We start from the raw sequence: 24,927 nt of genomic DNA on the forward strand, positions 1-24,927 counted from the left end.
ATGGGGCGCGCCGACCGGCAAAGGAAGGCCGGACAGGCCCTCAGGCGACGGGATGGACCGCGCCGACCGGTTCAACCTCTGTGATCGGCAGCCACATTACGCGCCGGCGATCCACCGGTCCCGCGAGGACGGCGTAGGGTGCCGGCAGGAAGCCGAAGCGCGAGAAATAGGGCGGATCACCGACCAGCAGCACGCCGTCCAGCTTCATCGCCTTCGCCTCTTCGATGCAGGCCTGCACCAGTTCCGCGCCCAGTCCGCCGCGACGGCTGGAGGCGTCCACGGCGATCGGCCCCAGAAAGACGGATCGCGCTTCGCCCACCGTGATCGACCACAGCCGCACCGAGCCGATCAGGCGCTCGCCTTCAAAGGCGCAGAAGCCCGCCGCCAGGGCCGCCGCCTCGCGCAGACGCTCGGCTGTCTTGGCGAAGCGGCCAGGACCAAAGGCCGCCAGCACCAGGGCGTCGACGGCCGCGGCGTCGCCCGATCGTTCTCGCACGATGCGGACTGGCGTTACGGATTCAGCAGATACTGGGGCGGCGACAGCATTCATCTGCGGCGCCTAAACCCCCTGCCCTCTCGAATCAATCGCGTTTGCGTGAATCAGCCGGCTTTGGAGAAATCCGGCGCCCGTTTCTGGCTGAAGGCCATGAAGGCCTCCATCGCCTCGGGGCTGCGCATCTGCGACCCGAAGGCCTGCGCTTCGCGCTGCATAAGGGACCACAGCGTCTCGGCGTCGCGCATCAGGGCCTTGGTCTTGCGGATGGAGTTGGGCGCGCGCGCCGCCAGCTTGACCGCCAGTTCACGCGCCGTCGCGTCGACCTGATCGGCCGGCACCGCGCGGTTGGCGATGCCCCAGGCCAGGGCCGTCTTGCCGTCGATGGCCTCGCCCAGAGCGAACAGCTCGAACGCGCGCTGATGGCCGATGGTCGCCGGCAGCAGCAGGGACGACGCCGCCTCGGGCGCCAGGGCCAGGTTGACGAAGGGAACAGACAACAGGGCGTCCTCAGCCACCACCACCATGTCGCAATGCAGCAGCAGGGTCAGGCCGATGCCCACCGCCCGGCCGCGCACCGCGGCCACCGCCGGCTTGTCCAGATCGGCCAGCGACTTCAGGAAACGGAACACGCCCATCTCGACCAGATCGCCGCTGGTCTGCGAGCCCAGGGCGATGAAGTCGGCGATGTCATTGCCGGCCGAGAAGGAATCCCCCTCGCTGCGGAACAGGATCACCCGCACGGCGTCGTCGACCTTGGCCCGCTCGGTCGCTTCAGCCAGCGCCGTGTACATGGCCTGGGTGATGGCGTTCTTCTTGTCCGTCCGATCGAAGGCGACGGTCAGGACGCCGCCGTCCAGATCGACCTTGATGTGTTCGCTCATCGTCCAGCCTCCGTCAGTGTCCACCAATCGACGCCCGCCTCATCGCGGTCTCGTCGGGCCCGCCCCTCGCGGGCCAGATAGTTCAGGTGAGCGATGGCCTCGCCCGTCGCCATGCTCAGCACCTCGTCGCCCACCGGGCGCGCGAACAAGGCGGAAAAGACGTCGACGGCGCGCGACGGCGTCTTCAACGTCCGCTCCAGCCGTTTCAGCGCGACTTGGTGGCCGCGGATCAAGGCCTCCAGCCGGGTCGTGACGCCGTAGAAGGGCTCGCCGTGCGATGGCAGGACGAACAAGTCCCCGGGCAAGCGCGCCTTCAGCGCCGCCAGCGAACGCAGCCATTCGCCCAGGGGATCGCCCTCCGGCTCGGTCGGCCAGACGGAGACGTTCGAGGAAATGCGCGGCAGGATCTGATCGCCCGACAACATGACGCCGTCGCGCTCGCGCCACAGGCAGACGTGTTCGGGACAATGCCCCTCGCCGATCACCACGCGCCAGTCGCCGTCGCCGTCGCCGATGCGAACCACATCGTCCTCGGACAGCCGCTGATAGGCCGAGGGCATAGCTGCCACCGCCTTGCCGAAGCCGCCGTATCCCGTCCGCCAGCGCGCGATCTGCTCGTCGTTCCACCCGGCGGCGCGATAGAAGAGCTCGCCCGAATCCGGCGCGGGTTGGCCCTCGTCGGCGATCAGCATCCGCGCCGTCACATACTCCAGCCGCGACATCAGCAGGGGCGCCTTGAAACGCGCGCACAACCAGCCCGCCAGGCCGATATGGTCCGGGTGCATATGGGTGCAGATCACCCGCTTGACCGGCTTGCCGCCCAACGGCCCCGCCAACGCCGCCTCCCAGCCCGCCTTCGCCGCCTCGGTCTTCAGCCCGGTGTCGACCAGTGTCCAGCCGTCGCCGTCCGCCAGGGCGTAGACATTGATATGGTTCAGCGTCATCGGCAGCGGCAGCCGCAGCCACAGCACGCCCGGCGCGACCTCGACCGCCTGACCCGCCTCCGGCGGCGGCCCTGACGGATAGGTCAGACCGCGCGCGGTCGTCGCCGCCCCATCGCTTATCGCGCCGTCCGCCAAGTCCGTCTCCAATCGCAACCCTCGCAGGTTAAACCCGATTGCGCGGTTCCGGTCCAGAGGCGTCACGCGTAGCGGCGCTTGACCGAACCGAAAGACCCCGCCAAGGCTTTCGCCATCAGCAGAGGCCGAGGGAGCCCTTTTTCGTGACCATCAAACGTTTCAGCCGCGCATTGGGCATCGCAGCCGGCCTCGCCGTCATGACCTTGAGCCCCGCATTCGCCGTCGCCCAGGACCAACCCGGCGCTGATGCAAGCCGCGCAGGCAACGAACCGACCCGAACCGAACGCGTTCAGCCTGGCCGTATCGGCGGCGACCGCAATGATCGTCGTCAACAGCGCGAGCGCCAGAAAGCCCCCGCTCCGGTCGATCCCGCCGTCGTCAAAGCCGACGTGGAAGCCCTCTTCGCCGCCAGCACGACGTCTTGTCAGGTGACGGACGCCAAACTGCTCGGCGTCAGCGCCGAACAGGTTAAAATTTACGAGGCAACCTGCGCTGGCGGGCCGGGCTACATGGTCGTCGCCTCCACGCCGCCCCAGTTCGCCGATTGCGTGGTCCTGGCCAGCCAAGCCGACAACGCCCGGGCGGCCAACCCGGAAGCCCCGCCAAGCCAGACCTGCTCCATGCCCGGCAACCAGGACATTCAGGGCTTCCTGAAAGCCTACGCGACCCAGGCCGGCGTGCCCTGCACAGTCGATGAAACCAAGGTGCGCGGACAGTCGAGCGACGGCGCCGTCGTCTATGAAATCGGTTGCGCCGGCGCGGACGGCTACTGGATCGAAAAGGGCGCCTCGGGCTGGGAGAAGACCGAGTGCCTGCAAATCGTCAGCCAGAACGCCACCTGCCAGTTCACCACGCCGGCCGAGCAGGCCGCGACGGTCAAGTCCTGGCTGGCCGGCTCCGAAGCCGCCGGCTGCGACGTCGGGCAAGTCCGCCTGATGGGCCAGAACGCCAACGGCCGCTTTGTCGAAATGACCTGCGCCGGCGGCGACGGCGCAATCGTCCGCTTCAACGCCGAGCATGCCGTGCAGCAGGTCTATCCCTGCGCCACGGCCCAACAGATCGGCGGCGGCTGCAAGCTGACCACGACGGCTCCGGCCGCGACGCCGCAAGCCTAAGCGACGCCTGATCGTCAAACGAAGCGCCGCCGGAGCGATCCGGCGGCGTCTTTGTTTTCGGCGAGCCCTTTTCGCCGAACGCGACGCGCCTTAGCCTTAGGGCCATGCGCATCGCCACCTGGAACGTGAACTCGGTCAACGCCCGCCTGCCCACCGTGCTGGCCTGGCTGGAAGCCGCCAATCCTGACGTCGTCTGCTTCCAGGAAATCAAATGCGTGGACGAGAAATTCCCGCGCGAGGCCTTCGAGAGCCTGGGCTACAACGTCGAGACCCATGGTCAGAAGACCTACAACGGCGTCGCCATTCTTTCGAAATTCCCGCTGTCCGACATCCGGCGCGGTCTGCCCGGCGACGACAGCGACGAACAGGCCCGTTATCTGGAGGCCGTGATCGAGGCCCCGATTCCGGTGCGCGTCGCGTCCATCTATCTGCCGAACGGCAATCCGCTCGGCACCGAGAAGTTTCCTTACAAGCTGGCCTGGTTCCAGCGTCTGCACGACCACGCCAAGGCCCTGCTGGCCTATGAAGAGCCTATGGCGCTCTGTGGCGACTACAACTGCATCCTGACCCCTGACGACGCGGCCAAGCCCGAGGACTGGGTCAACGACGCCCTGTTCCAGCCGGAAACGCGCGCGGCGCTGAACGGCATGAAGTGGCTGGGACTGTCGGACGCCCACGACCTGGGTCAGGAGCCCAAGGGCACCTATACCTTCTGGGACTATCAGGCCGGGGCCTGGCAGCGAAACAACGGCATCCGCATCGACTACGCCCTGCTGTCGCCCCAGGCCGCCGACCGCTTCCGGGGCATCGAGACCCACCGCGACGCCCGCGACATGGACAAGCCCAGCGACCACGTCCCCGTGGTGGTCGATCTGGACCTGGAGGCCTGATCCATGAGCGAGGCGTTCCGGGTCATCCTGCTGATCGCCCTGACCGCCGCCTTCCTGACGACCGGCGCCCTGATGCTGTCGTGGTGGATGGAGCCGCAGCGGCGGCTGCAACGCGCCTTGCTGAAATCCCTGGGCCACAAGGCCGACACCGAGGCCCTGTCGCCCGCCGAGGGTCGGGCGGCGGCGCTGGATTTCGACGGCGGTCAGGTGGTGGTGCTGTGGAAGCGCGGTTCCCAGGGCCTGGTCTATGCCTTCGATGAGGTCGAAGGCGGCGAGATCATCGTCGACGGCCACGTCGTGGCCCGCGCCCGGCGCGGCGCCCTGCGCAAGGATCTGGACGTCGCCGCGCCCGACGCCGAACAGGTGGTGCTGCGGCTGATGTTCAACGACGCCCGCCACCCCGAGTTTGAAATGGCGCTGTGGAACGCCGACCTGCCGGCCTCCACCGGCTCGCCCTCCGAGGCGCTGCGGCTGGGGCGCCGCTGGTTGTCGCACGTCGAAGCCCTGATGAAGCGTTGATCGCCCTTCCCGCCCCCGCCGCGGAAGGCTAGAACCCCGGCCTCTACCGTTTACTGTGTTTCAGGAGCCCGCCGTGGCCCGTCTCTTCGACGCCTACATCATCGCCGACTGGACCGCCGCCGAGGGCAAGAAGCTGGGCGAGCAGACCCTGTGGATCGGCGTGGCCAAGCGCGACGTGCGCTTCCGCCTCTACACCGAGACCCACAACGTCGCCACGCGCGCCGAGGGCGAGGCCATGATCGCCGACCTGCTGGCGGAACACAGGAAGCGCGGCGACCGGGTTCTGGTCGGTTTCGACTTCGACTTCGGCTTCCCCGCCGGCACCGCCGCGCGGCTGAAGCTGGACGGTCGTCCGTGGGAGGCCATGGGCAAGTTCCTGGCCGCCAACGTCGTCGACAAGGCCGACAACACCAACAACCGCTATCAGGTCGCGGCCAAGATGAACCGGCTGATGACCGACCAGCCCTGGCCCTTCTGGGGCGCGCCCGCCAGCCAGGCTCAGCGCTGGCTGACCACGACCAAGCCGCCCGAAGGCGCCGGCGCCGACATTCCCGAATTCCGCGCCGCCGAAGTCGCCGCGCGCAAGGACAAGCTGCCGCCCAAGAGCGTCTGGCAGATGCACGGCGCGGGCGCCGTCGGCGGCCTGACCCTGCTGGGCGTGCCCATGCTGCGCCGCCTGCTGGACAAGCTGGGCGCCTCCGCCGCCGTCTGGCCGTTCAACACCGGCTGGCGCGAACTGACCGAGGCCGACATCGAGCCGCTGTCGGCCGTGGTCGTCGAGGTCTGGCCCGCCCTGTTCGAGGCCAAGCGCAAGATCAACGGCGAGGGCGTCAAGGAATACAAGACCCAGGCCCAGGTCCGCACCGCCGCCGAAGCCTTCGCCCAGATGGATGACGCGGGGACGCTGCAGAAGGCGTTCGCGCCGCCGAAGACGGCGGATGAAGCCCTGGTGGCCCAGGTTGAGAGCGAAGAGGGTTGGATCCTGGGGGTGTAAACCCTTCTCCCCTTGCGGGAGAAGGTGGCCGAGCCGAGCGAGGTCGGATGAGGGGTTGCACTACCCCATCGAACTTCCCCTTCATTTCAGCGGTGGCGAGACCCCTCATCCGTCAGGCTTCGCCTGCCACCTTCTCCCGCAAGGGGAGAAGGAAACATCTTGGGTGCGCTACCGCCCTTCGGGCTGCTTGAGCGCGGACGCCCGCCTCGTGCTGGCACGGGCGGTGGAGGGCTGGGCGGGGCGCCGGGCCTTCGCCCGGAGACAGATGAGTTTTACCGTTTCGACGAAGGCCGACGCCCCGCGCGAAGAGTTGGACATGAGCTCGGGGCAGGCGCCGTTGTTTGCGGCTACTCCCGGCGCCCATGACGGGCAGGCCGCGCGACGACGCGGTCCTGGAACGGTCCGAGTAACCCCCTCGACCCTGACCGGAGCCTCTACGATGGACGGGTCGAACGCCCCGTCGCTAGGCCCCAGCGGCGTCATGAATGGAGTGTGGTCTATCGCCCTTCGGGCTACTTGAGACCACGATAGGAAGAAGCGCGTTCGCGCCTGCTTCGTCTCTCACTCCTGAACCGCCCGCCTGATCCATCGCCGCCTTCCGCTGGGTGCTCCCTTGCCCGGCGCGCGCGATGGAGGGCGAACGGTCCGACAAGACCCCCGTTCTCTCCGCTCCCGCCGCCGCTTCGGTTCGCCGGCCGAGCGAGCCCTCCCTTGCGACGGGACAGGTGGAGCATGGCGCGGTTGGCGGGGGGGGCGAGGTGATGGGGGCTGGCGGCGTTCAATCCCTTGCGGGGTGCGGGATTGGAGAGCGCCATTACGAAGGCGGGCGCGTTTTCCTTCTCCCCTTGCGGGAGAAGGTGGCGGCCGAAGGCTGACGGATGAGGGGTTGCGCCGCGCTTTGATCGTCGGCTTTCGTCCGCTGTTGCGAGACCCCTCATCCGACCTCGCTCCGCTCGGCCACCTTCTCCCGCAAGGGGAGAAGGGAAAGGCCCTAGCCGATCAGCACCCGCGCCGCCGCCCGCGCTTCATCGGTGATTTCGGCGCCGGAGAGCATGCGGGCGATTTCTTCCTGACGGGGATGGGTTTCGAGGACGTCGATGGAGGTGCGGGTGTGGCCCTCCACATCAGCCTTGCGGACCTTCCAGTGGGCATGGCCGCGTGAGGCGACCTGGGGGCTGTGGGTCACGACCAGGACCTGGGCGCCGTTGGACAGGCGTTGCAGGCGCGAGCCGACGGCCTCGGCCACGGCGCCGCCGACGCCCTGATCGACCTCGTCGAAGATCATCACCGGCTGACGCTGATCCTCGCGGCTGGCCAGGGCCGCCTTCATGGCGAGCGCAAAGCGGGCCAGTTCGCCGCCCGAGGCGACGGTGTCCAGCGGGCCGAACGGCGTGCCGGCGTTGGTGGCGACCTCGAAGCGAATCGTCTCGACGCCCAGCGGTCCGCGACGGCCCTCGATGGGGTCCAGGGTCACGCGGAAACGGGCGCGGTCCAGCTTCAGCGGGCCCAACTCGCCCATGACCGCACCAGTCAGGCGGTCGCCCGCCGCCTCGCGCGCCGAAGTCAGCAGCATGGCGGCCACGTCATAGGCCTCGATCGCCACGGCCACGTCGCGGCGGGCGTTGGTCAGGGCCTCGGCCCCGTCCTCGATCAGACGCAGTTGTTCGCGCAGACGCACCCGCAGCGCCGGCAGGGCGTCGACCGTGGTGTTCAGCTTGCGGGCCGCGGCGCGCAGGCTGAACAGCCGCTCCTCGGCCTTGTCCAGACGGCCTGGCTCGAAGTCGAAGGCGTCGGCGGCGGCGTCCACGGCCGCGACGGCCTCGGTCGCCTCGACCAGGGCGCGGTCCACGGCTTCTGCGGCCAGACCCAGTTTGATGATGATGAGGTTGTCGCCCTCGGCGCCCGCCTGAACGGCCCGCTGGCGGGCGTGCTCGACGGCGCGCAGAGCCGAGGCCAGACGCTGGCTCAGCTTGTCCCCGCCCAACAGGTTTCGCGCGTCGGCCAGATCAGCCACGGCCTTTTCCGAGGCGCCCAGGATGGCGCGTTCGCCGGCCAGTTCGGTTTCTTCGTCGGGCTGGGGGTCCAGGGCGTCGAGATCGGACAGATTGAGCGCGATCTCCTCGGCCTTGGCGGCGGCTTCGGCGGCGGAGGCTTCCAGTTCGTCCAGGCGGCCTTGCGCGGCCTTCAGGCGCTCAGCGGCGGCGGCAACGCCCGACAGTTGGGGCTGCAGGCCGCCGTAGTTATCCAGCAAAGCGCGGTGGGTCTTCCAGTCCAGCAGGCCGACCGTCTCGTGCTGGCCGTGCACCTCCACCAGCAGGGCGCCGATCTCGCGCAGCGCCGTCACGCCCGCCGGTTGGTCGTTGACGTAGGCCCGGCTGCGGCCGTCGGCCGAGACGACGCGGCGCAGGATCAGTTCCTCGCCCGGCGCGACTTCGAAGCCCCGCTCGGCCAACAGGTCGATCACGGCGGCGTCGTCGGGCGCGGTGAAGACGGCGGTGGCGACGGCCTGCTTGGCGCCCGAGCGCACCAGCCCCGCGTCGCCGCGCGCGCCCAGGGCCAGGCCCAGGGCGTCGAGAATGATGGACTTGCCGGCCCCGGTCTCGCCGGTCAGCACGGTCAGCCCCTCGCCGACCTCGAGGTCGAGGGCGTCGACGAGGACGACGTCACGGATCGAGAGAGTGGTCAGCATGGGCCAGCTTGATTCGACTTTACGTCCCACTCTAGCCGGAAACAGAAGGGGAACGCAGCGTCTTTCCGCATCAAGCCCAGCCGATCAGTCCCGGGAGGCTCAGGCCCCGCCGGGAATGAGGCGCTGCAGCCAGCTTTCACGCTTGGCCTCGGGCTGAACGTCCGGGCGCTGTCCGCGCTCGGTCAGCAGGGCGTAGGCCTCGGCATACCAGGGGCTGCCCGGATAGTTGAAGCCCAGGACGGCGGCGTTGCGCGTCGCCTCTTCCGTCAGACCCAGGGCGAGGTTCACCTCGACCAGACGGTACAGGGCTTCCGGCGCATGCGAACTGCGCTGGAAGGCTTCGTTGTTGATCACGGTCTTGTAGCGGTTCAGCGCGGCCAGCGGCTGATTGGCGCGCTGGTAGAAGCGGCCGACGGTCATTTCCTTGCCGGCCAACTGGTCGTTGACCATGTCGATCTTGACGCGGGCGTCGGTGGCGTAGGGCGTGTTGGGATAGCGGCGCACCACGTCGCGCAGACCCGCCAGGGCCGCCTCGGCATAGGCCTGATCGCGACCCACATCGACGATCTGCTCGAAATTGCAGATGGCGCGCATGTAGAAGGCGTAGGCCGCCGACGGATTGCCGGGGAACAGGGCGATGAAGCGATCAGCCGCCGCGATGGCGTCCTGATAATTGTTGTTCTGATAGTAGGCGTAGACCTGCATCAGGATCGCCCGGCGCGACCATTCCGAATAGGGGTGCTGACGCTCGACCTCCTGGAAATAGTCGACCGCGTCGGTCCAGCGCTTGGACTGCAGGCGCTGATAGCCGGTGTTGTAGAGCAGCTCGACCGGGCGCTCTTCATAGGCCAGCTTCTGGCGCGGCTTGGTCCCGGCGCAGGCGGAAACCGTCAGGGCAGCGACGGCGACCGTCATGAGGATCAGGCCGGAACGGGACTTCGAAGCGGGCAAGGGCGACCTCTCAAGATGCCTTGGTCACAGCGCACCCCCGGTGCGCCGCTTTCGTTGGGGCGATCTCTATACCAGCCGAGGCGACCAAGCCAATGCAGCGAAATCCATCATGACGGGTTGCTGCAGACAGATCCGCTGCTAAAGAGCGCGTCCAGAAACGTATGCGCTCATTGGCGCAGCGATGACGGCAAAAGGATGACCGGTAATGAAGCTGCTCTCTGGCAATTCGAACCGGACGCTGTCCCAGGCCATCGCCACCCACCTCGACATGCCGCTGACCAAGGCCCAGGTGAAACGATTCGCCGATAACGAGGTTTTCGCCGTCATCGAAGAGAACGTCCGCGGCGAGGACGTCTTCATCATCCAGTCGACCTCCTATCCGGCCAACGACAACCTGATGGAGCTGCTGATCATGACCGACGCCCTGGTGCGGGCGTCGGCGCGGCGGATCACGGCGGTCATGCCCTACTTCGGCTATGCGCGTCAGGACCGGAAAACCGGCGGCCGCACGCCGATTTCGGCCAAGCTGGTGGCCAATCTGATCACTCGCGCCGGCGCCGACCGGGTGCTGACGATGGACCTGCACGCCGGTCAGATTCAGGGCTTCTTCGACATCCCGACCGACAATCTGGTCGCCACCCCCGTGCTGGCCCAGGACATTCGCGAACACTATCCGCGCGGCGACGACCTGATGATCGTCTCGCCCGACGTCGGCGGCGTGGTGCGCGCCCGCTCGCTGGCCAAGCGGCTCGACGCCGACCTGGCCATTGTCGACAAGCGCCGCCCCAAGGCGGGCGAGAGCGAAGTCATGAACATCATCGGCGATGTCGAAGGCCGCCGCTGCATCCTGTTCGACGACATCGTCGATTCGGGCGGCACCCTGGTGAACGCCGCCAAGGCGCTGATCGACCGCGGCGCGACCGAGGTCTCGGCCTATATCAGCCACGGCGTCCTGTCGGGTCCGGCGGTCCAGCGCGTGACCGACGGCCCGCTGAAGGAACTGGTGATCACCGATTCCATCGAACAGCCTGACGAAGTTTTGAAGTGCCAGAAAATCCGCACCGTTTCCGTCGCGCCCTTGATCGGCGAGGCCATTCGCCGGATCGCCAACGAAGAGTCCGTATCCAAGCTCTTCGATTAACCTTCGAATAACCATTCGCTCCACGATATAAGCGCCATCAGTTCCTGGGGCGCCTCGCCGTGTCCCGCGTCCAATACGTAGGGAAGTTCGCCGATGTCCCAGGCCTTTCTGAGCCGCGGTCTGTCCGTCGCCGCTGTCGCCGCCGCCGTGGTTCTGGCCAGTTGCTCGACGCCCGCGCCGGAGGTTCCGCCTCCGCCCCCGGTCGTCACGCCGACGCCGCCCGTCGCGCTCAATGAAGGCGTGGCGCAGGCCGCCTCCGTCTATGTCGCCTTCGTGCGCGAGGTCGGCAGCATCAAGGCGGGATTCCCCGACGCCGAATCGATTCAGGCCGCCATCCGCAAGGGCGCGGCCTATGAGCCGGGCCAGTTGTCGCGCGGCATGATCGCCTATGGTTCGATCCTGGCGCTGCAGTCGCCCGAGTATGTCGCCGGCGTGCGCCAGTTCGCGGCCGATCCGGCCCAGCGTCAGCAGATGATCGCCCGAATCGTCGCCGATCCCGCCTATGCCGCCACCCTGCCCGGCGCCGACGCCGCAGCCGGCCTGATCGCCTCGACCATGGGCAAGGACATCGCCGCCCTGACCGCCATCGCCGAGGCCGTCGAGGGCGACGCCTATACGATCCAGGAACGCCGCGACCCGCGCCGCCGCTGGGCCGTCACCCCCATCCCGCATCGCGAAGTCCGACTGGAAGGCGCCAAGAGCCTGTCGGTGGCCCAACTCCCTTCGGCCGAGGAAAGCGCGCGCCTGTTCGCCGCCGCCAACAGCGGCTCGGGCCTGAGCCTGACCCCGGCGCAGCGCGGAGCCCCCTTCACCCCCGCCGTGGTCAACTCCCTGGCCATCGCCGCCCTGGCCGCCCTGGGCGCGGCGGGCGACGACGCCAAGGCCAACACCGACGCCCTGGCGACCGAATCGAACAACGAGTTCTGCCTGAACATGTCCAAGCTGATGCTGTTCCAGTGCCTGGCGGCGTCGCGCCCCAGCTATGAGGACATGTTCTGCACCGGCCGACACATCGTGCGCGACCTGGCGACCTGCACGGCCCAGTACACGGGCCCGACGCAGACGCTCGCGGCGTCGACTTCGGCGCCGAGCAGCGCCAATAACTGACGCCAAGGCGGGCTGATCGGACCGGGGCGGTTGCGTCCTCCCCCTGTTCCGTGTAATAGCCCGCCCTCTTGAATTCGAGGGTTCATGACCCCGCCGCGCGGGCCCTGGTTGGCGCGGCGTATCTGTTGTTGTTGAGGCGAGCCCCATGGCCGAGATCATTCTGAACGTTGACGTCCGTGAAGGCGCAGGCACCGGCGGCGCACGCGCTGTTCGTCGCTCGGGCGCCGTGCCCGGCATCCTGTACGGTGGCGACAAGGCCCCCGTCTCGATCTCGGTGAACGAGAAGGACTTCCGCAAGTCCCTCTACACCGGCAAGCTGCTGGGCCACCTGGTGACCCTGAAGTACGGCGAAGAGACCCAGCCGGTCATCGCCAAGACGGTCCAGTTCGACCCCGTGTCGGACCGCCCGCTGCACTTCGACCTGATGCGCGTCGACGCGAGCGCTCCGGTCAAGATCGAGATCGCCGTTCACTTCAAGAACGCCGACGAAGCGCCGTTCACCCGCGCCGGCGGCATGCTGGAAATCATCCGCCACTCGGTCGAAATCCTGGTCGCCGCCGATCAGATCCCGAACGAGCTGGTCGTCGACCTGAAGGGCCGCGAAACCGGCGAAAACATCCGCATGTCGGACATCGTCCTGCCCAAGGGCGCGACGACTGTCATCGACCGCGACTTCATGATCGCCACGATCAAGGCCTCGTCGGCTGCTCAGTCGGAAGCCGGCGACACGACGGTCGAAGCCTAAGAGGCATTCTTTCCCTATCGCTTCGCGCGCGGCGCGAAGCTGCTTTAGGGAAGACGCCAAAAGTTCAGCCCCGCCCGGTTCGCCGGCGCGGGGCTTTTCTTTGCCCGGAGCACAGGGCAAGAGGTCCGCATGATCATCATCGCCGGGCTCGGCAATCCGGGCGCCAAATACGAAAAGAACCGCCACAACATCGGCTTCATGGCCGTGGACGAGATCGCGCGCCGCTGGCGCTTCGGTCCCGAGCGGGCCAAGTTCCAATCCATCGTCAGCGAGGGCGAGGTCGATAGCGCCGACGGCCCGGTCAAGGTTCTGCTGATGAAACCGCAGACCTATATGAACGAGAGCGGCCGCGCGGTCGGCGAGGCGGCGCGCTTCTACAAGATCAAGCCCAACGAGATCATCGTCTTCCATGACGAGATCGACCTGGCCCCCGGCCGCTTCCGCATGAAGACCGGCGGCGGCGCAGCCGGCCAGAACGGCATCCGCAGCCTGATCAGCCATCTGGGCGCCGACTTCCGGCGCGGCCGCATGGGCATCGGCCATCCGGGCGAGAGCCACCTGGTCATGCCGCACGTCCTGGGCGACTTCCACAAGGCCGAGAAGCCCTGGCTGGACGCCCTGCTGGCCGCCTGCGCCGACGCCCTGCCCTTCGCCGCCGCCGGCGACGACGAACGCTATCAGGGCGAGGTCATGCGCCTGGCCCCCGCGCCCAAGTTCAGCCCCCGCCAGGCGGCCAGAGGCGAGTAGCACGGCCATTCTCCCTCCCCTTCATGGGGAGGGTGTGGCGATACACGCCGCGCCTGACTCGATAAGCGCCCCACCCGTCATCGGCCTGACGGCCTCAGCCACCCTCCCCATAAAGGGGAGGGAGAATCGCGCGCCTCCTGCTTTCCTCCCCATGACATGGGGGGCAGACGCAAACATCAGCCGTCGCGTCGGGGGCGCGCGGCGCTCCGTCGCTCTAGCTTCACGCTGTGGGAAGGGTTAAGCCCCCGGCCGTGACCCGGTCCCAGAGTGAAAACTGGTCGATGACGCGCTCGCTGGCCTTCCTGGCCGCGACGTTCGCCATCGTGATCGGAACCCTGCTGCCGTTCGCGGCGCTGGCGGCCTCGGTTCCGGGCCAGCCCATCGTCATCTGCTCGGCCGAAGGGCCCCAGACGATCCAGGTCGGCGGCGTCGACGGCCCCGTCAGCAAACACGTCGGGGCCAAGTGCGCGGCCTGCGTCATGCCGCTGCTGGCCGCCCTGCCCGCACCGCCCGCCCCGACGCCCGCCCCGGTCGTCCGCACGGTCGAGCCCGTCGCCTATGCGCCCTTCCGCGTCAGCCCCCCGCCTCCGGCCCGCGCCCCGCCGCGCCCGCCGTCGACCGCCCCTCCCCACGCCTGAAAACCAGAAACCTCTGCCCCTCGCGCGCGTCCAATGACGACGCCCGCGATCGCACCTCTGTTTTCAGGACTGCTTTCCATGTCTTTCAAGACCACCGCGGCGCCGTACGCGCTGCTGATCGGCGCCTGCGTGGCGCCGAGCCTGGCCTTCGCCGCTGACCGGCCCGAAGCTGACGGTCCCGTCACCGTCGTCGACAGCATCATCGTCACCGGCCGCCGCAACGCCGAAGACCCCGCCGTCGTGGCCGAGGCGCGCGACCGCCTCAGCCGCACCCCCGGCGCCGTGGCCGTCGTCTCGGCCGAGAGCTACGCCGACCGCTTCGCCCAGGGCTTCGCCGACACCCTGCGCAACGTCCCCGGCGTCCTGGCCCAGAAGCGTTATGGCGAGGAAAGTCGCCTCTCCATTCGCGGCTCGGGCGTGGCCCAGGGCTTCCACCAACGCGGCGTCCTGTTCGCCCAGGACGGCGTGCCCTTCGCCGACGCCGACGGCTTCTCCGACTTTCAGGGCGTGGACGCCCTGAGCGCCCGCTACATCGAGGTATGGAAGGGGGCGAACACCCTGCGCTTTGGCGGGGCGCAGCTGGGCGGGGCGATCAACCTGGTCACGCCGACCGGCCGCACGGCCTTGCACGACAACGTCCTGCAACTCGAGAACGGCAGCTACGACACGTATCGGGTGCACGCCGAGCTGGCGCGCGAGCACGGCGACTGGGACGTCTTCGCCGCCGTCTCGGGCATGAAGACCGACGGCTATCGCCAGCAGAGCGACCAGTCGCAGGGCCGTCTGACCCTCAACGTTGGTCGCGCCTTCGGTCAGGACCGCGAGGTGCGCCTGATCGCCCAGGCCGCCGACATCCAGCAGTCGGTTCCCGGTTCCCTGACGCTGAAGCAGGCGCTGGAAACCCCGCGCATGGCTCCGGCCAACAACATCCTCAACGACAACGCCCGCGACCAGACGCTGAAGCGGCTGACGCTGCAGACCCGCTGGCGGCTGACCGACGCCACCCTGTTCGAAGGCGCCATCTGGGGCTGGGAGAAGTCGCTCTATCACCCGATCTTTCAGGTCGTGGATCAGGAGAGCCGGACCAGGGGCGCCTTTGGCCGCATCGACTGGACGGGGCAGGTCGCGGGCCTGCGCGCCGACGCCTTCTACGGCTTCAGCTGGCGGGACGGCGATCTGGACGCCCTGCGCTACGTCAATGTCGGCGGCAAGCGCGGGGCGCTGACCGCCAACGGCCTGCAACAGGCCACGGGGCTGGACGTCTTCGCCGAGGGGCGGCTGTTCGTCACCGACCGGCTGGCGCTAGTCGCGGGCGGTTCCTGGGGCCGGGCCACGCGCGACTATGCCGACCGGCTGAACCCGACCAACGACGACAGCGTCGACTACGACTGGTTCTCGCCCCGTCTGGGTCTGTTGTGGGAGGCGGCGGACGGATCGCAGGTCTTCGCCAATGTCACGCGCTCGGTCGAGCCCCCGGCCTATGGCGCCCTGGTGCAGGCGCAGACCGGTTTCACCCCGGTCGAGGTTCAGGACGCCTGGACCGCCGAGATCGGCACGCGCGGAAGACGCGGCCCCTTCGCCTGGGACCTGACCGCCTATCGCAGCCAGATCGAGGGCGAGCTTCTGAACTTCACCATCGCGGCGGATCAGCTGCCCGCCACCTTCAACGCCGACAAAACGATCCATCAGGGCATCGAAGCCGGTCTGGACTGGCGCTTGCCTGTCGAACTGGCGGACGGTTCCCTGCTGCTGCGCCAAACCTATACTTGGAGCGACTTCCGCTTCGACGGCGACGCGCGTTGGGGCGACAACCGCCTTCCGGTGGTGCCTCAGCATCAGTACCGGGCCGAGTTGACCTGGCGTCATCCCTCGGGCCTCTTCGTCACCCCCTCGGTCGAATGGCGGATCAGCCAGCCCTTCGTCGACTACGCCAACACCATGCAGGCGCCCGATTACGCCCTGCTGGGTCTGGCGGCGGGCTTTGACGTCCGGGAAGGCCTGTCGGTCTTCATCGACGCCCGAAACCTGACCGACGAGCGTTACGTCGGCGAGTTCTCGGCCGTAACCGACGCCCGCACGGCCTCCACCAGCGTCTTCTTCCCCGGCGAAGGCCGGTCCGTTTTCGTCGGCCTGCGACTGGCCTATTGAGGAGAAAGCGATGAACCCGATCAAACGCCTTTCCGCCCTGACGGCGACACTGGTCGCAGTCCTGCCGCCAATGACGGCCTCGGCCCACGTGGTCCTGACCGAGCGTCAGGCCGCAGCCGGCGCCTATCACGCCGCGAGCTTCCGCATCGGCCACGGCTGCGGCGAGGCGGCGACCACGGCCGTCACCGTGCGCCTGCCCGACGCCGTGCCCACGGCGCGTCCCCAGCCCAAGCCGAGCTGGAGCATCAGCTTCGGGCGCGAACCCGTCGATCCGCCGCTGTCCGATCACGGCAAGCCGCTGACGGAGCGCATCCGCACCGTGACCTGGACCGGCGTCCTGCCGCCGGACCAGTTCGATGACTTCGCCCTGCTGATGGCCCTGCCGTCGACGCCGGGCGATCTGGCGTTTGCCGTGACCCAGACCTGCGGCGACCAGTCGGTCGCCTGGGACGGCGCCGACGCCGCCCATCCCGCCCCTGTCCTCACTCTCCTGCCGGCGACGTCCGGCGCCCATCAGCACTGAGACCAAGCATGAAACATCTTCTCGCCGCCCTTCCCCTGCTCGCCCTGACCGCCTGCGGCCAGCCTGCGGAAAAGCCAGCTGAGACCTCCGTCGCCGCGCCCGGAACCGTCACGGTCGCCGACGCCTGGTGCCGGCCGACGCCGAACGGGGCCAAGGTCGGCGGCTGCTACGTCACCCTGACAGCGGGCTCCGACGACCGGCTGGTCAGCGTCTCGACGGCTATGGCCCAGTCGGCCCAGGTCCACGAGATGAAGACCGAAAACGGCGTCATGAGCATGGGCCACCTGCCCGACGGCCTGCCCCTGCCCGCCGGTCAGAAGGTCGAGCTGAAACCGGGCGGAACCCACATCATGCTGATGGGCCTGCGCGATCCGCTGGTCGACGGCGGCATCGCCTCCTTCACCCTGACGTTCGAGAAGGCGCCGCCCATTGGGGTGCACGCGGCGGTGAAGCAGCCGCCGGTGGTCGATTCCGAGGAGTAAGACGCCAAGCGACTTTCCTCCCCACGCGTGGGGAGGGGGACCACGAAGTGGTGGAGGGGGCGGCGCTGACGTCAGCCGTCGAGTCGCCCCCTCCGTCACGTCGGCTTCGCCGCCGCGCCACCTCCCCATGAAATGGGGAGGAAAGCTCGATATGCGCCCGCACCTGACAAACACCCCCGAACCCGCTAAAGGCTCGCGCTCACGAGGAACACCATGGCTCTTAAAGTCGCGATCGTCGGCCTGCCCAATGTCGGCAAGTCCACCCTGTTCAACGCCCTGACCAAGACGGCGGCGGCTCAGGCCGCCAACTATCCGTTCTGCACCATCGAGCCGAACACCGGCGACGTGGCGGTCCCGGAGCCGCGCCTGGAGGTGCTGGCCAGCATCGCCGGGTCCAAGGAGATCATCCCCTCGCGGATCACCTTCGTGGACATCGCCGGCCTGGTGCGCGGCGCGTCCAAGGGCGAGGGCCTGGGCAACCAGTTCCTGGCCAATATCCGCGACTGCGACGCCGTGGCCTTCGTCGCCCGCTGCTTCGTCGATGACGACATCACCCACGTCGAGAACCGCATCGACCCCATTTCGGACCTCGAGATCATCGAGACCGAACTGATGCTGGCCGACCTCGAAAGCCTCGAGAAGCGGGTCGTCAACGTCGAGAAGAAGGCCAAGGGCGGCGACAAGGACGCCCAGCAGACGCTGAAGCTGATCAATCTGGCCCTGACGCCCCTGCGCGCCGGCAAGCCGGCCCGCGTGGCGCAGGTGGACAAGGAAGACGAGAAGGCGTGGCACATGCTGCAGCTTCTGACCTCCCTGCCCGCCCTCTACGTTTCGAACGTGGACGAGACCTCGGCCGACAAGGGCAACGACCTGTCCGACCTGGTGGCCAAGCGCGCCGCCGAGGACAACGCCAACTCGGTGGTCATCTCGGCCCAGATCGAGTCGGAAATCGCCGTCCTGGACGACGAGGAGCAAAAGGAGTTCCTCGAGACCCTGGGTCTGGAAGAGCCCGGCCTGAACCGCCTGATCCGCGAGGCCTACAAACTGCTGGGCCTGCAGACCTACTTCACAGTCGGCCCCAAGGAAGCCCGCGCCTGGACCATCCCTGTCGGCGCCACCGGCCCGCAAGCCGCCGGCGTGATCCACACCGACTTCGAAAAGGGCTACATCCGCGCCGAAACCATCGCCTTCGACGACTTCGTCACTCTGAAGGGCGAAACGGGCGCCAAGGAAGCCGGCAAGATGCGCGCCGAAGGCAAGGCCTACGTCGTCAAGGACGGCGACGTGATGCACTTCCTGTTCAACAACTAGGGCTTCACCGCCTCAGCTGCGAACTGCTGCAAGGCCGCCCCTCGGGCGGCCTTGCTTGCGTTTGGGCTACTTGCGCGCGGCGTCGCTGGTCGCCCGCACCTGGCCGAACTCGGAGGTCGGCTTCCACGTCGGCCATTCGTGGCTGTTGGCCAGTTGCAGACCCAGTCGGTACAGCAGGGTCAGGTTCTCGACCGCCGAGCGCAGATCCCAGTCGGCGGACCATTCGTCGCTGGGCTTGTGGTAGTCGGCGGCGAACTTGGCCTTCCACGCCGCCAGACCGGCCTCCTTGCCGCCGTCGACCCAGTCCACGCCGTGCCACGGCATCAGGGCCGGCACGCCCGAACGGGCGAAGGGGAAGTGGTCGGAGCGGTAGTAGAAGCCCTGCTCCGGCTGGCCGTCGTCGGAGACATAGCGGCCTTCCTTCGCGGCCAGGGCCTGCAGGTCGTCCTCAAGACTGTTCTGACCCCTGCCGAAGATCGGCACGTCGCGGGTCGGTCCCGACAGCGGCAGCATGTCGATGTTGATGTCGGCCACCGTCGTTTCCAGCGGATAGACCGGATCGGCGGCATAGGCGTAGGCGCCCATCAGACCCATTTCCTCGGCCGCCATGTGGGCGAAGACGATGGTGCGGTCGGGCGCGGGCGCCGCCTTCAGCTGACGCGCCATCTCCAGCACGCCGATGGTGCCCGAGGCGTTGTCCCAGGCGCCGTTGAAGATCTTGTCGTCGCCCGCCGCGTGCTCGTTGACGCCGACGTGGTCCCAGTGGGCCGAATAGACGATGGTCTCGTTCGGACGCTTGGCGCCCGGGATCTTGGCCAGCAGATTGTGGGTGCGCAGGGTGTCGATGGTCTCGGCCGTCTCGACCGACAAGGTCAGACCCGGCAAAGCGAAGGCGCGAAAATCGCCCGTGCCGAGCCGCGCCGCCAGTTCAGCCATGTCCAGACCCAGGGCCTTGGCCGTGTCGGCGTTGATCGCGCCCGAAAACTCCAGGTCCGCGGCGCCCGGCGTCAGGGTGCGGGTGCGGCCGTTGGCCTGCGCCATACGGGTCCACGCAGCGTCGTTCGCGGTCGCCTTTGACACGGTGATGACGCCCAGCGCGCCCCGGCGCTTGGCCTCATCCGCCTTGTAGGCGGCGGACTGGTAGTTGGTCGCATAGGGGCCGTTGAACAGGTCGCCGTCGGGCTCTCCGCCCATGACGATGACCACCTTGCCCGCCACGTCGAGGCCGCCGTAGTCGTCCCAGCCGCGCTCGGGCGCATGGATGCCGAAGCCGGCGAAGACCAGACCCGCGTTGGCGATGGCCGCCTTGCCGTCATTGCTGACCGCCCGCAGGGTGATGTCGGTTCCCGGCGTCAGGGCATGGACCTGACCGTCCGCGCCGGTCCAACTGGCCTTGGCGGCGTCAGGGACGGGGGTGTAGCGCTTCAGGTCGATGTCCTGCAGCCACTGGCCGTTGGGGCCGCCGGGCGCCATGCCCATGGCTTCGTATTGGGCTTGCAGCCAGTCCAGCGTCTTCTTCTCGCCGTCCGTGCCGGGATAGCGGCCCTGGAAGTCGTCGGCGCTGATGGTGCGGATTTCGTCCGACAGGCGCTGGGCCGAAAAGTCCTGGGCCGCCGCCGCGCCGGCGGCAAGCAGAAGGGCTGTGGCGGCGACGCCGCTGATGAACCGACAATGCATGGTGACTCCCTCGCCCTCCCCCGGGGCGTTTCGCGCAAAGTAATAGGGCGGCCTCTCGCGAGACCGCCCCTTACATTTTTGTCATGTTCCGCGAAGGCCGAACAGACCCCGCCTATTTGCGACGCGCGTCGCTGACCGTGCGGGCCGGGCCAAACTCCGAACCGGGCTTCCACTGCGGCCAGTCGCGGCTGTTGGCCAGGGCCTCACCGGCCTGGAAGACGACCTCCAGATCCTGGATCATGCCGCGATAGTCCCAGTTTGGCTCCCACGCGTCGGCGGCCTGATGATAGCGATTGGCGCGATATTCGGCGGCCGCAGCCAGACGCGGCGCGATCGGCTCATCGACATAGTCGCCCGTCGAGGACAGATAGCCCATCGGCACGCCGCGCTTGGCCAGCGGGAAGTGGTCCGAGCGGAAATAGATGCCCGCGCCGGCGTTGGCGTCGCCCTGGAAGCCTCGGCCCTGCGCCGCCGCCAGGGCGATGACCCGCTCGTCCAGATCGGACTGGCCGTAACCCGTGACGCCCAGCTTGCTCATCCGCCCCAGGACGTTGGTGGCGTCCAGATTGAAGCCAGCCACCGTCGTCTCCAGCGGATACAGCGGATTGGCGGCGTAGTATTCCGACCCCAGCAGGCCGCTTTCCTCGCCGGTGAAGCTGATCATCACGATGGTGCGCTCGGGGGGCGGTCCGGCCGCCCACTGACGCGCCAGTTCCAGCAGGCCCGCCGTGCCCGAGGCGTTGTCCACGGCGCCGTTGAAGATGCGGTCGCCGTTGGCGTCCGGCTCGCCCATGCCGATGTGGTCCCAGTGGCCGGTGTAGAGGATGGTCTCGTCCGGGTAGGTCGTGCCTTCCAGCTTGGCCACGACGTTGTGGGTCGTGATGCGATCGGTCTTGACGTCGAACTTGGCGTCGATAGTGGCGCCGGCCAGCTCGACCGGCTGGAAGTCGCGGCTGCGGGCCTTGATCTTCTCCTGCTCGAAATCGAGCCCGGCATGGCGGAACAGGTCGACGGCCACGTCGCGCTGGATCCAGGCCTCCATCGGCACGCGCTCGGCCGAGGGGTTCTGACGCACGATGTCGAACTGCGGCACGGCCCAGGAGTTGGCCACCGTGGTCCAGCCATAGGAGGCGGGCTTGGTTTCGTGGACGATCAGCACGCCCGCCGCGCCTTGGCGGGCGGCTTCCTCGTACTTGTAGGTCCAGCGCCCGTAGTAGGTCATGGCCTGGCCGCCGAAGGTGTTCAGCGACGGGTCCTCGAAATCGGCGTCGTTGACCAGGACGACGATGACCTTGCCGCGCACGTCGGTCTTGAAGTCGTTCCACTGGCGCTCGGGCGCGTTGATGCCGTAGCCGACGAAGACCAGCGGCTTGCCGCGCAGGTCGACGCCGTTGCCGGGCAGCCGCGTAGTGATCGTGGCCTGCTGGCCCTGGGTCAGGCTTTGCGACCAGCCGCCGACCTTGATCTGGCCGCTGACGTTGGAGACGGTGAAACGGTTCAGCGCCACCGACTGGGTCCAGCCGCCGTTCTCGCCGCCCGGTGCGAAGCCCGCCGCCGCATACTGACGGCTCAGGTAATCGATGACCTTGGTTTCAGCCGGGGTGGCGATTCCGCGGCCCTCGAAGCTGTCGTCGGCCAGGACCTTGATGTCGTTCGAGATGCGCGCCGCCTCGAACCGGGGAGCGAACGGCGCATTCGCGTTCTCACCGGGGGTGGCGCAGGCCGCAAGCGAAGCGGCGAAAATCAGGACGGCGGCGGACGACATCAAACGCATGGCGGCAAAACCCCTCGACGATACAGAGGCCGGGACCGTAGAGGCCGAAATCGCCAGTGTCGATGCGGGCGCCCCCGCGTCCAGGCACGAAAAAACCCGCCGGATCGCTCCGGCGGGTCATCTCGTCTCGATGGGGCATTACCCTTAGTGGGCGACGCCCTTCCAGATGCGGCGGTAGCTGGCGTAGGTGATCCCTGCGAACAGCAGCAGGAAGATGATCACGCCAAAGCCCATCTGCTTGCGCTCGGTCGCCTTGGGCTCGGACGTCCAGGCGATGAAGGCGGCGACGTCCTTGGCCATCTGGTCGACGGTGGCCTTGGTGCCGTCGTCATAGGTGACCTGGCCGTTCTGGAGCGGCGCGGGCATGGCGATGAAGCCGCCCGGGGGAACGTGTCCCTTGCCTTTCCAGAACGGGGTCAGGTCGCCCGCCATATAGGGGTTGTAGTGCTGGTTCGACGCCATCTCCAGGCCGGCCGGCGGGGTCCCATAGCCCGACAGCAGCGAGTAGATGTAGTTGGCGCCGTCGTGACGGGCCTTGGCCATGACCGACAGGTCGGGCGGAGCCGCCCCGCCGTTGGCCGCCGCAGCCGCCGTGGCGTTCGGATAGGGCGCCGGGAATTTGTCAGCGGTGGTGGCGTTGCGCATCAGCGCCTCGCCCGTTTCGCTGTCGATGTCCGCGACCTGCAGTTCCTTGGCCAGGGCCTTCACGACCGGGTTGTCGTTCGGGTTCGGATATTCCGGGTTCCAGAACGGTCCGTGCTTGTCACCCAGATTGCGGAAATGCATCAGGTTCATGCTGTGGCAGGACGAGCAGACCTCGCGATAGACCTTGTAGCCGCGCTGCAGCTGGCCCTGATCGTAGGTGCCGAACGGCCCTTCGAAGCTGAAGCCGCCGTCGCGCGGATGCTTGGCCCCGCCCGAGGCCATCGCCGGAGCGGCGATGGCGACCAGACCGACAGCGGCCGTCAGGGAAACCAGGATCTTGCGGAAGGACACGGTTTTCTTCTCGTTGGAAATCATCGCGCTCAGCCCTTCTGCTCGGCGTTCGCGGCCAGAACCGGCTCCGAGATCGTCGCCGGAACCGGCAACGGCTTCTCGCGCAGGCCGAGGACCGGCATCAGCACCAGGAAGAAGATGAAGTAGTAGGCCGTCAGCAGACGCGTCAGCCACAGGTACGAGTTCAGCTGGCCGTCAAACAGAGTGAAGCTGGGCATGCCCGGGATCACTTGCGCGTCCGGCAGCTGACCACCGCACCAGCCGAGGCCGAAGCACACGAACAGGAAGATGATGAAGCAGGTGCGCATCGTCGGACGGTAGCGCATCGAGCGCACCTTGGACGTGTCCAGCCAGGGCAGGACGAACAGCACGCCGATGGCGCCGAACATGGCCACCACGCCGCCGAACTTGTCGGGGATGGCGCGCAGGATCGCGTAGAACGGCAGCATGTACCATTCGGGAACGATGTGGGCCGGGGTCTGCAGCGGGTTAGCCGGGATATAGTTGTCGGCGTGGCCCAGGGCGTCCGGCTGATAGAAGACGAAGACCGCGAACATGATCAGGAACAGGATGATCGCGAAGCCGTCCTTGACCGTGAAGTACGGGTGGAAGGGCAGCATGTCCTTCTTCTCGCGGTCCTTCGGGATCAGGATGCCGACCGGGTTGTTCTGACCGGCGGCGTGCAGGGCCCAGAGGTGCAGCACCACGCAGCCGGCGATGACGAACGGCAGCAGGTAGTGCAGCGAGAAGAAGCGGTTCAGCGTGGCGTTGTCGATCGCCGGACCGCCGCGCAGCCAGATCAGGATCGGCTCGCCGATGACCGGAATGGCGCCGATCAGGTTGGTGATGACCTCAGCGCCCCAGAAGGACATCTGGCCCCAGGGCAGGACGTAGCCCAGGAAGGCGGTGGCGATCATCAGGAAGAAGATCACGCAGCCGATGATCCAGATCATCTCGCGCGGCGCCTTGTAGGAGCCGTAGTAGAGGCCCCGCAGCATGTGCAGATAGACGGCGATGAAGAACATCGACGCGCCGTTGGCGTGCACATAGCGGATCAGCCAACCGCCGTTGACGTCGCGCATGATGCGCTCGACCGACTCGAAGGCCAGGGCCGTGTTCGGCGTGTAGTGCATGGCCAGCACGATGCCGGTGATGATCTGAGTCATCAGGCACAGGGCCAGAATGCCGCCGAAGGTCCACCAGTAGTTCAGGTTCCGGGGGGTCGGCAGGTTTGCGTAGTCCATGCCGAAGCGGATGATCGGCAGGCGGGTGTCCATCCACCGCTCAATCGCGGTCTTGGGGACGTATGTGGATTCGTGATCGCTCATGGGTCCTCGGTCCGTCCTCAGCCGATTTTGACGCGGGTGTCGGACATATAGTCGTAGGCCGGCACCACCAGGTTCTTCGGCGCCGGTCCCTTACGGATACGGCCCGAGGCGTCGTAGTGCGAGCCGTGGCAGGGGCAGAACCAGCCGCCGTAATCGCCCGAACCGAACGTCGGAACGCAGCCCAGGTGGGTGCACGAGCCGATGACGACGAGATATTGCTCGTGGCCCGGCTTGGTCCGCTCGGCGTCCGTCTGCGGATCCTTCAGATCCGGAGAATGATCGTCGGCGATGACGCGCTTCAGCTCGGCCGGCGTGCGGTAGCGCACGAAGACCGGCTTGCCCTGCCACTTGATGACGACCTGCTGGCCTTCCTGAACCTTGGTCAGATCGAATTCGATCGACGCCAGGGCCAGGGTATCGGCGGCGGGGTTCATCTGGTTGATCAGCGGCCAGGCCACCATCACGCCCGCACCGACCGCGGCGGCGCCGGCGGCGATGTGGATGAAGTCGCGGCGGGTGGCGTCACCGCCCCCGTGTTGGCCATCAGGCCCTTCAGCAGTCACGACCGATTCGGCCACGCGTCTCACCTCTGCAGTCCCGATCGCCCGTCCCGGGAGTGGGATGGCCGTCGGCATGATCGTCCTGCGGAACGGTCGTTATGCCCTGCGGTCCTCGACTTGCGGTCCATCCGCGCAA

Annotated in this window: 23 protein-coding genes; 13 read left to right on the forward strand and 10 right to left on the reverse strand. The window is 67.7% G+C overall.

Annotation, left to right across the window (positions count from 1 at the left end):
- Positions 1 to 40: 40 nt before the first annotated feature.
- Genes AB4Y68_RS07675 through AB4Y68_RS07685 form a run of 3 tightly spaced genes read right to left on the reverse strand, consistent with a single transcriptional unit; the run spans position 41 to position 2,456 of the window.
- Complete coding sequence (locus tag AB4Y68_RS07675) at positions 41 to 550, reverse strand: GNAT family N-acetyltransferase (protein WP_441454921.1); 510 nt, start codon at positions 548 to 550, stop codon at positions 41 to 43.
- A gap of 50 nt (positions 551 to 600) precedes the next feature.
- Positions 601 to 1,377 carry an enoyl-CoA hydratase gene (locus AB4Y68_RS07680; RefSeq protein ID WP_441454922.1) on the reverse strand — a complete coding sequence of 259 codons (777 nt, stop codon included), beginning with the start codon at positions 1,375 to 1,377 and terminating at the stop codon, positions 601 to 603.
- Positions 1,374 to 2,456 carry an MBL fold metallo-hydrolase gene (locus AB4Y68_RS07685; protein WP_441454923.1) on the reverse strand — a complete coding sequence of 361 codons (1,083 nt, stop codon included), beginning with the start codon at positions 2,454 to 2,456 and terminating at the stop codon, positions 1,374 to 1,376. The genes AB4Y68_RS07680 and AB4Y68_RS07685 overlap by 4 nt, the downstream gene beginning before the upstream one ends.
- A 143-nt stretch (positions 2,457 to 2,599) precedes the next feature.
- On the opposite strand from AB4Y68_RS07685, the gene AB4Y68_RS07690 reads away from it, so the two are divergent.
- From AB4Y68_RS07690 to AB4Y68_RS07705, 4 genes are all read left to right on the forward strand, one after another.
- Complete coding sequence (locus tag AB4Y68_RS07690; protein ID WP_441454924.1) at positions 2,600 to 3,571, forward strand: hypothetical protein; 972 nt, start codon at positions 2,600 to 2,602, stop codon at positions 3,569 to 3,571.
- Positions 3,572 to 3,675: 104 nt separating this feature from the next.
- On the forward strand, positions 3,676 to 4,461 hold the full coding sequence (xth, locus tag AB4Y68_RS07695) for an exodeoxyribonuclease III (RefSeq protein ID WP_441454925.1): 786 nt from the start codon (positions 3,676 to 3,678) through the stop codon (positions 4,459 to 4,461).
- 3 nt (positions 4,462 to 4,464) lie between these two features.
- A complete protein-coding gene (locus AB4Y68_RS07700; RefSeq protein ID WP_441454926.1) occupies positions 4,465 to 4,980 on the forward strand; it encodes a hypothetical protein in 516 nt (171 codons plus the stop codon).
- A gap of 73 nt (positions 4,981 to 5,053) precedes the next feature.
- Positions 5,054 to 5,974: a cobalamin biosynthesis protein CbiG gene (locus tag AB4Y68_RS07705; RefSeq protein WP_441454927.1), complete on the forward strand. Its 921-nt coding sequence runs from the start codon at positions 5,054 to 5,056 to the stop codon at positions 5,972 to 5,974.
- 991 nt (positions 5,975 to 6,965) lie between these two features.
- Here AB4Y68_RS07705 and recN read toward each other — a convergent pair.
- A complete protein-coding gene (gene recN, locus AB4Y68_RS07710; protein ID WP_441454928.1) occupies positions 6,966 to 8,663 on the reverse strand; it encodes a DNA repair protein RecN in 1,698 nt (565 codons plus the stop codon).
- Positions 8,664 to 8,762: 99 nt separating this feature from the next.
- Positions 8,763 to 9,578, reverse strand: a complete 816-nt coding sequence (locus AB4Y68_RS07715; RefSeq protein ID WP_441455010.1) for an outer membrane protein assembly factor BamD — start codon at positions 9,576 to 9,578, stop codon at positions 8,763 to 8,765.
- A 241-nt stretch (positions 9,579 to 9,819) separates the two neighbouring features.
- Here AB4Y68_RS07715 and AB4Y68_RS07720 point away from each other — a divergent pair, with 241 nt between their 5' ends.
- The 9 genes from AB4Y68_RS07720 (at position 9,820) to ychF (ending at position 18,456) form a co-directional block, all read left to right on the forward strand.
- Complete coding sequence (locus AB4Y68_RS07720) at positions 9,820 to 10,755, forward strand: ribose-phosphate pyrophosphokinase (RefSeq protein ID WP_441454929.1); 936 nt, start codon at positions 9,820 to 9,822, stop codon at positions 10,753 to 10,755.
- 93 nt (positions 10,756 to 10,848) lie between these two features.
- Positions 10,849 to 11,862: a hypothetical protein gene (locus AB4Y68_RS07725; protein ID WP_441454930.1), complete on the forward strand. Its 1,014-nt coding sequence runs from the start codon at positions 10,849 to 10,851 to the stop codon at positions 11,860 to 11,862.
- Between the two features lie 145 nt (positions 11,863 to 12,007).
- Positions 12,008 to 12,607 carry a 50S ribosomal protein L25/general stress protein Ctc gene (locus AB4Y68_RS07730; protein ID WP_441454931.1) on the forward strand — a complete coding sequence of 200 codons (600 nt, stop codon included), beginning with the start codon at positions 12,008 to 12,010 and terminating at the stop codon, positions 12,605 to 12,607.
- 129 nt (positions 12,608 to 12,736) lie between these two features.
- The gene (gene pth / locus AB4Y68_RS07735; RefSeq protein ID WP_441454932.1) at positions 12,737 to 13,354 is read left to right on the forward strand and encodes an aminoacyl-tRNA hydrolase; all 618 of its coding nucleotides are present in this window, start codon (positions 12,737 to 12,739) and stop codon (positions 13,352 to 13,354) included.
- Positions 13,355 to 13,635: 281 nt separating this feature from the next.
- Positions 13,636 to 13,992, forward strand: coding sequence for a hypothetical protein (locus tag AB4Y68_RS07740; RefSeq protein ID WP_441454933.1), 357 nt, complete (start codon positions 13,636 to 13,638; stop codon positions 13,990 to 13,992).
- Between the two features lie 78 nt (positions 13,993 to 14,070).
- A complete protein-coding gene (locus AB4Y68_RS07745; protein ID WP_441454934.1) occupies positions 14,071 to 16,140 on the forward strand; it encodes a TonB-dependent receptor family protein in 2,070 nt (689 codons plus the stop codon).
- Positions 16,141 to 16,150: 10 nt separating this feature from the next.
- A complete protein-coding gene (locus AB4Y68_RS07750) occupies positions 16,151 to 16,663 on the forward strand; it encodes a YcnI family copper-binding membrane protein (RefSeq protein ID WP_441454935.1) in 513 nt (170 codons plus the stop codon).
- Positions 16,664 to 16,671: 8 nt separating this feature from the next.
- On the forward strand, positions 16,672 to 17,145 hold the full coding sequence (locus AB4Y68_RS07755; protein ID WP_441454936.1) for a copper chaperone PCu(A)C: 474 nt from the start codon (positions 16,672 to 16,674) through the stop codon (positions 17,143 to 17,145).
- Between the two features lie 213 nt (positions 17,146 to 17,358).
- On the forward strand, positions 17,359 to 18,456 hold the full coding sequence (ychF, locus tag AB4Y68_RS07760; RefSeq protein ID WP_441454937.1) for a redox-regulated ATPase YchF: 1,098 nt from the start codon (positions 17,359 to 17,361) through the stop codon (positions 18,454 to 18,456).
- A 66-nt stretch (positions 18,457 to 18,522) separates the two neighbouring features.
- Here ychF and AB4Y68_RS07765 read toward each other — a convergent pair whose 3' ends face one another.
- From AB4Y68_RS07765 to petA, 5 genes are all read right to left on the reverse strand, one after another.
- The gene (locus AB4Y68_RS07765; protein WP_441454938.1) at positions 18,523 to 20,133 is read right to left on the reverse strand and encodes a M28 family peptidase; all 1,611 of its coding nucleotides are present in this window, start codon (positions 20,131 to 20,133) and stop codon (positions 18,523 to 18,525) included.
- 112 nt (positions 20,134 to 20,245) lie between these two features.
- A complete protein-coding gene (locus tag AB4Y68_RS07770) occupies positions 20,246 to 21,907 on the reverse strand; it encodes a M28 family metallopeptidase (RefSeq protein ID WP_441454939.1) in 1,662 nt (553 codons plus the stop codon).
- 144 nt (positions 21,908 to 22,051) lie between these two features.
- The gene (locus tag AB4Y68_RS07775; RefSeq protein WP_441454940.1) at positions 22,052 to 22,927 is read right to left on the reverse strand and encodes a cytochrome c1; all 876 of its coding nucleotides are present in this window, start codon (positions 22,925 to 22,927) and stop codon (positions 22,052 to 22,054) included.
- A gap of 5 nt (positions 22,928 to 22,932) precedes the next feature.
- Entirely contained in the window at positions 22,933 to 24,231 is a 1,299-nt protein-coding gene (locus tag AB4Y68_RS07780; RefSeq protein WP_441454941.1) for a cytochrome b, read from the reverse strand.
- A gap of 17 nt (positions 24,232 to 24,248) precedes the next feature.
- Positions 24,249 to 24,809 carry a ubiquinol-cytochrome c reductase iron-sulfur subunit gene (gene petA / locus AB4Y68_RS07785; RefSeq protein ID WP_441454942.1) on the reverse strand — a complete coding sequence of 187 codons (561 nt, stop codon included), beginning with the start codon at positions 24,807 to 24,809 and terminating at the stop codon, positions 24,249 to 24,251.
- Positions 24,810 to 24,927 lie beyond the last annotated feature (118 nt).

Source organism: Brevundimonas sp. 2YAF1, assembly GCF_052114745.1.
Lineage (GTDB): Bacteria > Pseudomonadota > Alphaproteobacteria > Caulobacterales > Caulobacteraceae > Brevundimonas.

Excerpts from the sequence above, each read along its gene's own strand:
- AB4Y68_RS07745 (WP_441454934.1), top strand. The coding sequence starts at position 14,071 with ATGTCTTTCAAGACCACCGCGGCGCCGTACGCGCTGCTGATCGGCGCC.
- AB4Y68_RS07740 (WP_441454933.1), top strand. The coding sequence starts at position 13,636 with ATGACGCGCTCGCTGGCCTTCCTGGCCGCGACGTTCGCCATCGTGATC.
- AB4Y68_RS07720 (WP_441454929.1), top strand. The coding sequence starts at position 9,820 with ATGAAGCTGCTCTCTGGCAATTCGAACCGGACGCTGTCCCAGGCCATC.
- AB4Y68_RS07680 (WP_441454922.1), bottom strand. The coding sequence starts at position 1,377 with ATGAGCGAACACATCAAGGTCGATCTGGACGGCGGCGTCCTGACCGTC.
- AB4Y68_RS07700 (WP_441454926.1), top strand. The coding sequence starts at position 4,465 with ATGAGCGAGGCGTTCCGGGTCATCCTGCTGATCGCCCTGACCGCCGCC.
- pth (WP_441454932.1), top strand. The coding sequence starts at position 12,737 with ATGATCATCATCGCCGGGCTCGGCAATCCGGGCGCCAAATACGAAAAG.
- AB4Y68_RS07725 (WP_441454930.1), top strand. The coding sequence starts at position 10,849 with ATGTCCCAGGCCTTTCTGAGCCGCGGTCTGTCCGTCGCCGCTGTCGCC.
- ychF (WP_441454937.1), top strand. The coding sequence starts at position 17,359 with ATGGCTCTTAAAGTCGCGATCGTCGGCCTGCCCAATGTCGGCAAGTCC.
- xth (WP_441454925.1), top strand. The coding sequence starts at position 3,676 with ATGCGCATCGCCACCTGGAACGTGAACTCGGTCAACGCCCGCCTGCCC.
- AB4Y68_RS07730 (WP_441454931.1), top strand. The coding sequence starts at position 12,008 with ATGGCCGAGATCATTCTGAACGTTGACGTCCGTGAAGGCGCAGGCACC.
- AB4Y68_RS07780 (WP_441454941.1), bottom strand. The coding sequence starts at position 24,231 with ATGAGCGATCACGAATCCACATACGTCCCCAAGACCGCGATTGAGCGG.
- AB4Y68_RS07770 (WP_441454939.1), bottom strand. The coding sequence starts at position 21,907 with ATGCGTTTGATGTCGTCCGCCGCCGTCCTGATTTTCGCCGCTTCGCTT.
- AB4Y68_RS07765 (WP_441454938.1), bottom strand. The coding sequence starts at position 20,133 with ATGCATTGTCGGTTCATCAGCGGCGTCGCCGCCACAGCCCTTCTGCTT.
- recN (WP_441454928.1), bottom strand. The coding sequence starts at position 8,663 with ATGCTGACCACTCTCTCGATCCGTGACGTCGTCCTCGTCGACGCCCTC.
- AB4Y68_RS07755 (WP_441454936.1), top strand. The coding sequence starts at position 16,672 with ATGAAACATCTTCTCGCCGCCCTTCCCCTGCTCGCCCTGACCGCCTGC.
- AB4Y68_RS07750 (WP_441454935.1), top strand. The coding sequence starts at position 16,151 with ATGAACCCGATCAAACGCCTTTCCGCCCTGACGGCGACACTGGTCGCA.
- AB4Y68_RS07675 (WP_441454921.1), bottom strand. The coding sequence starts at position 550 with ATGAATGCTGTCGCCGCCCCAGTATCTGCTGAATCCGTAACGCCAGTC.
- AB4Y68_RS07775 (WP_441454940.1), bottom strand. The coding sequence starts at position 22,927 with ATGATTTCCAACGAGAAGAAAACCGTGTCCTTCCGCAAGATCCTGGTT.
- AB4Y68_RS07715 (WP_441455010.1), bottom strand. The coding sequence starts at position 9,578 with ATGACGGTCGCCGTCGCTGCCCTGACGGTTTCCGCCTGCGCCGGGACC.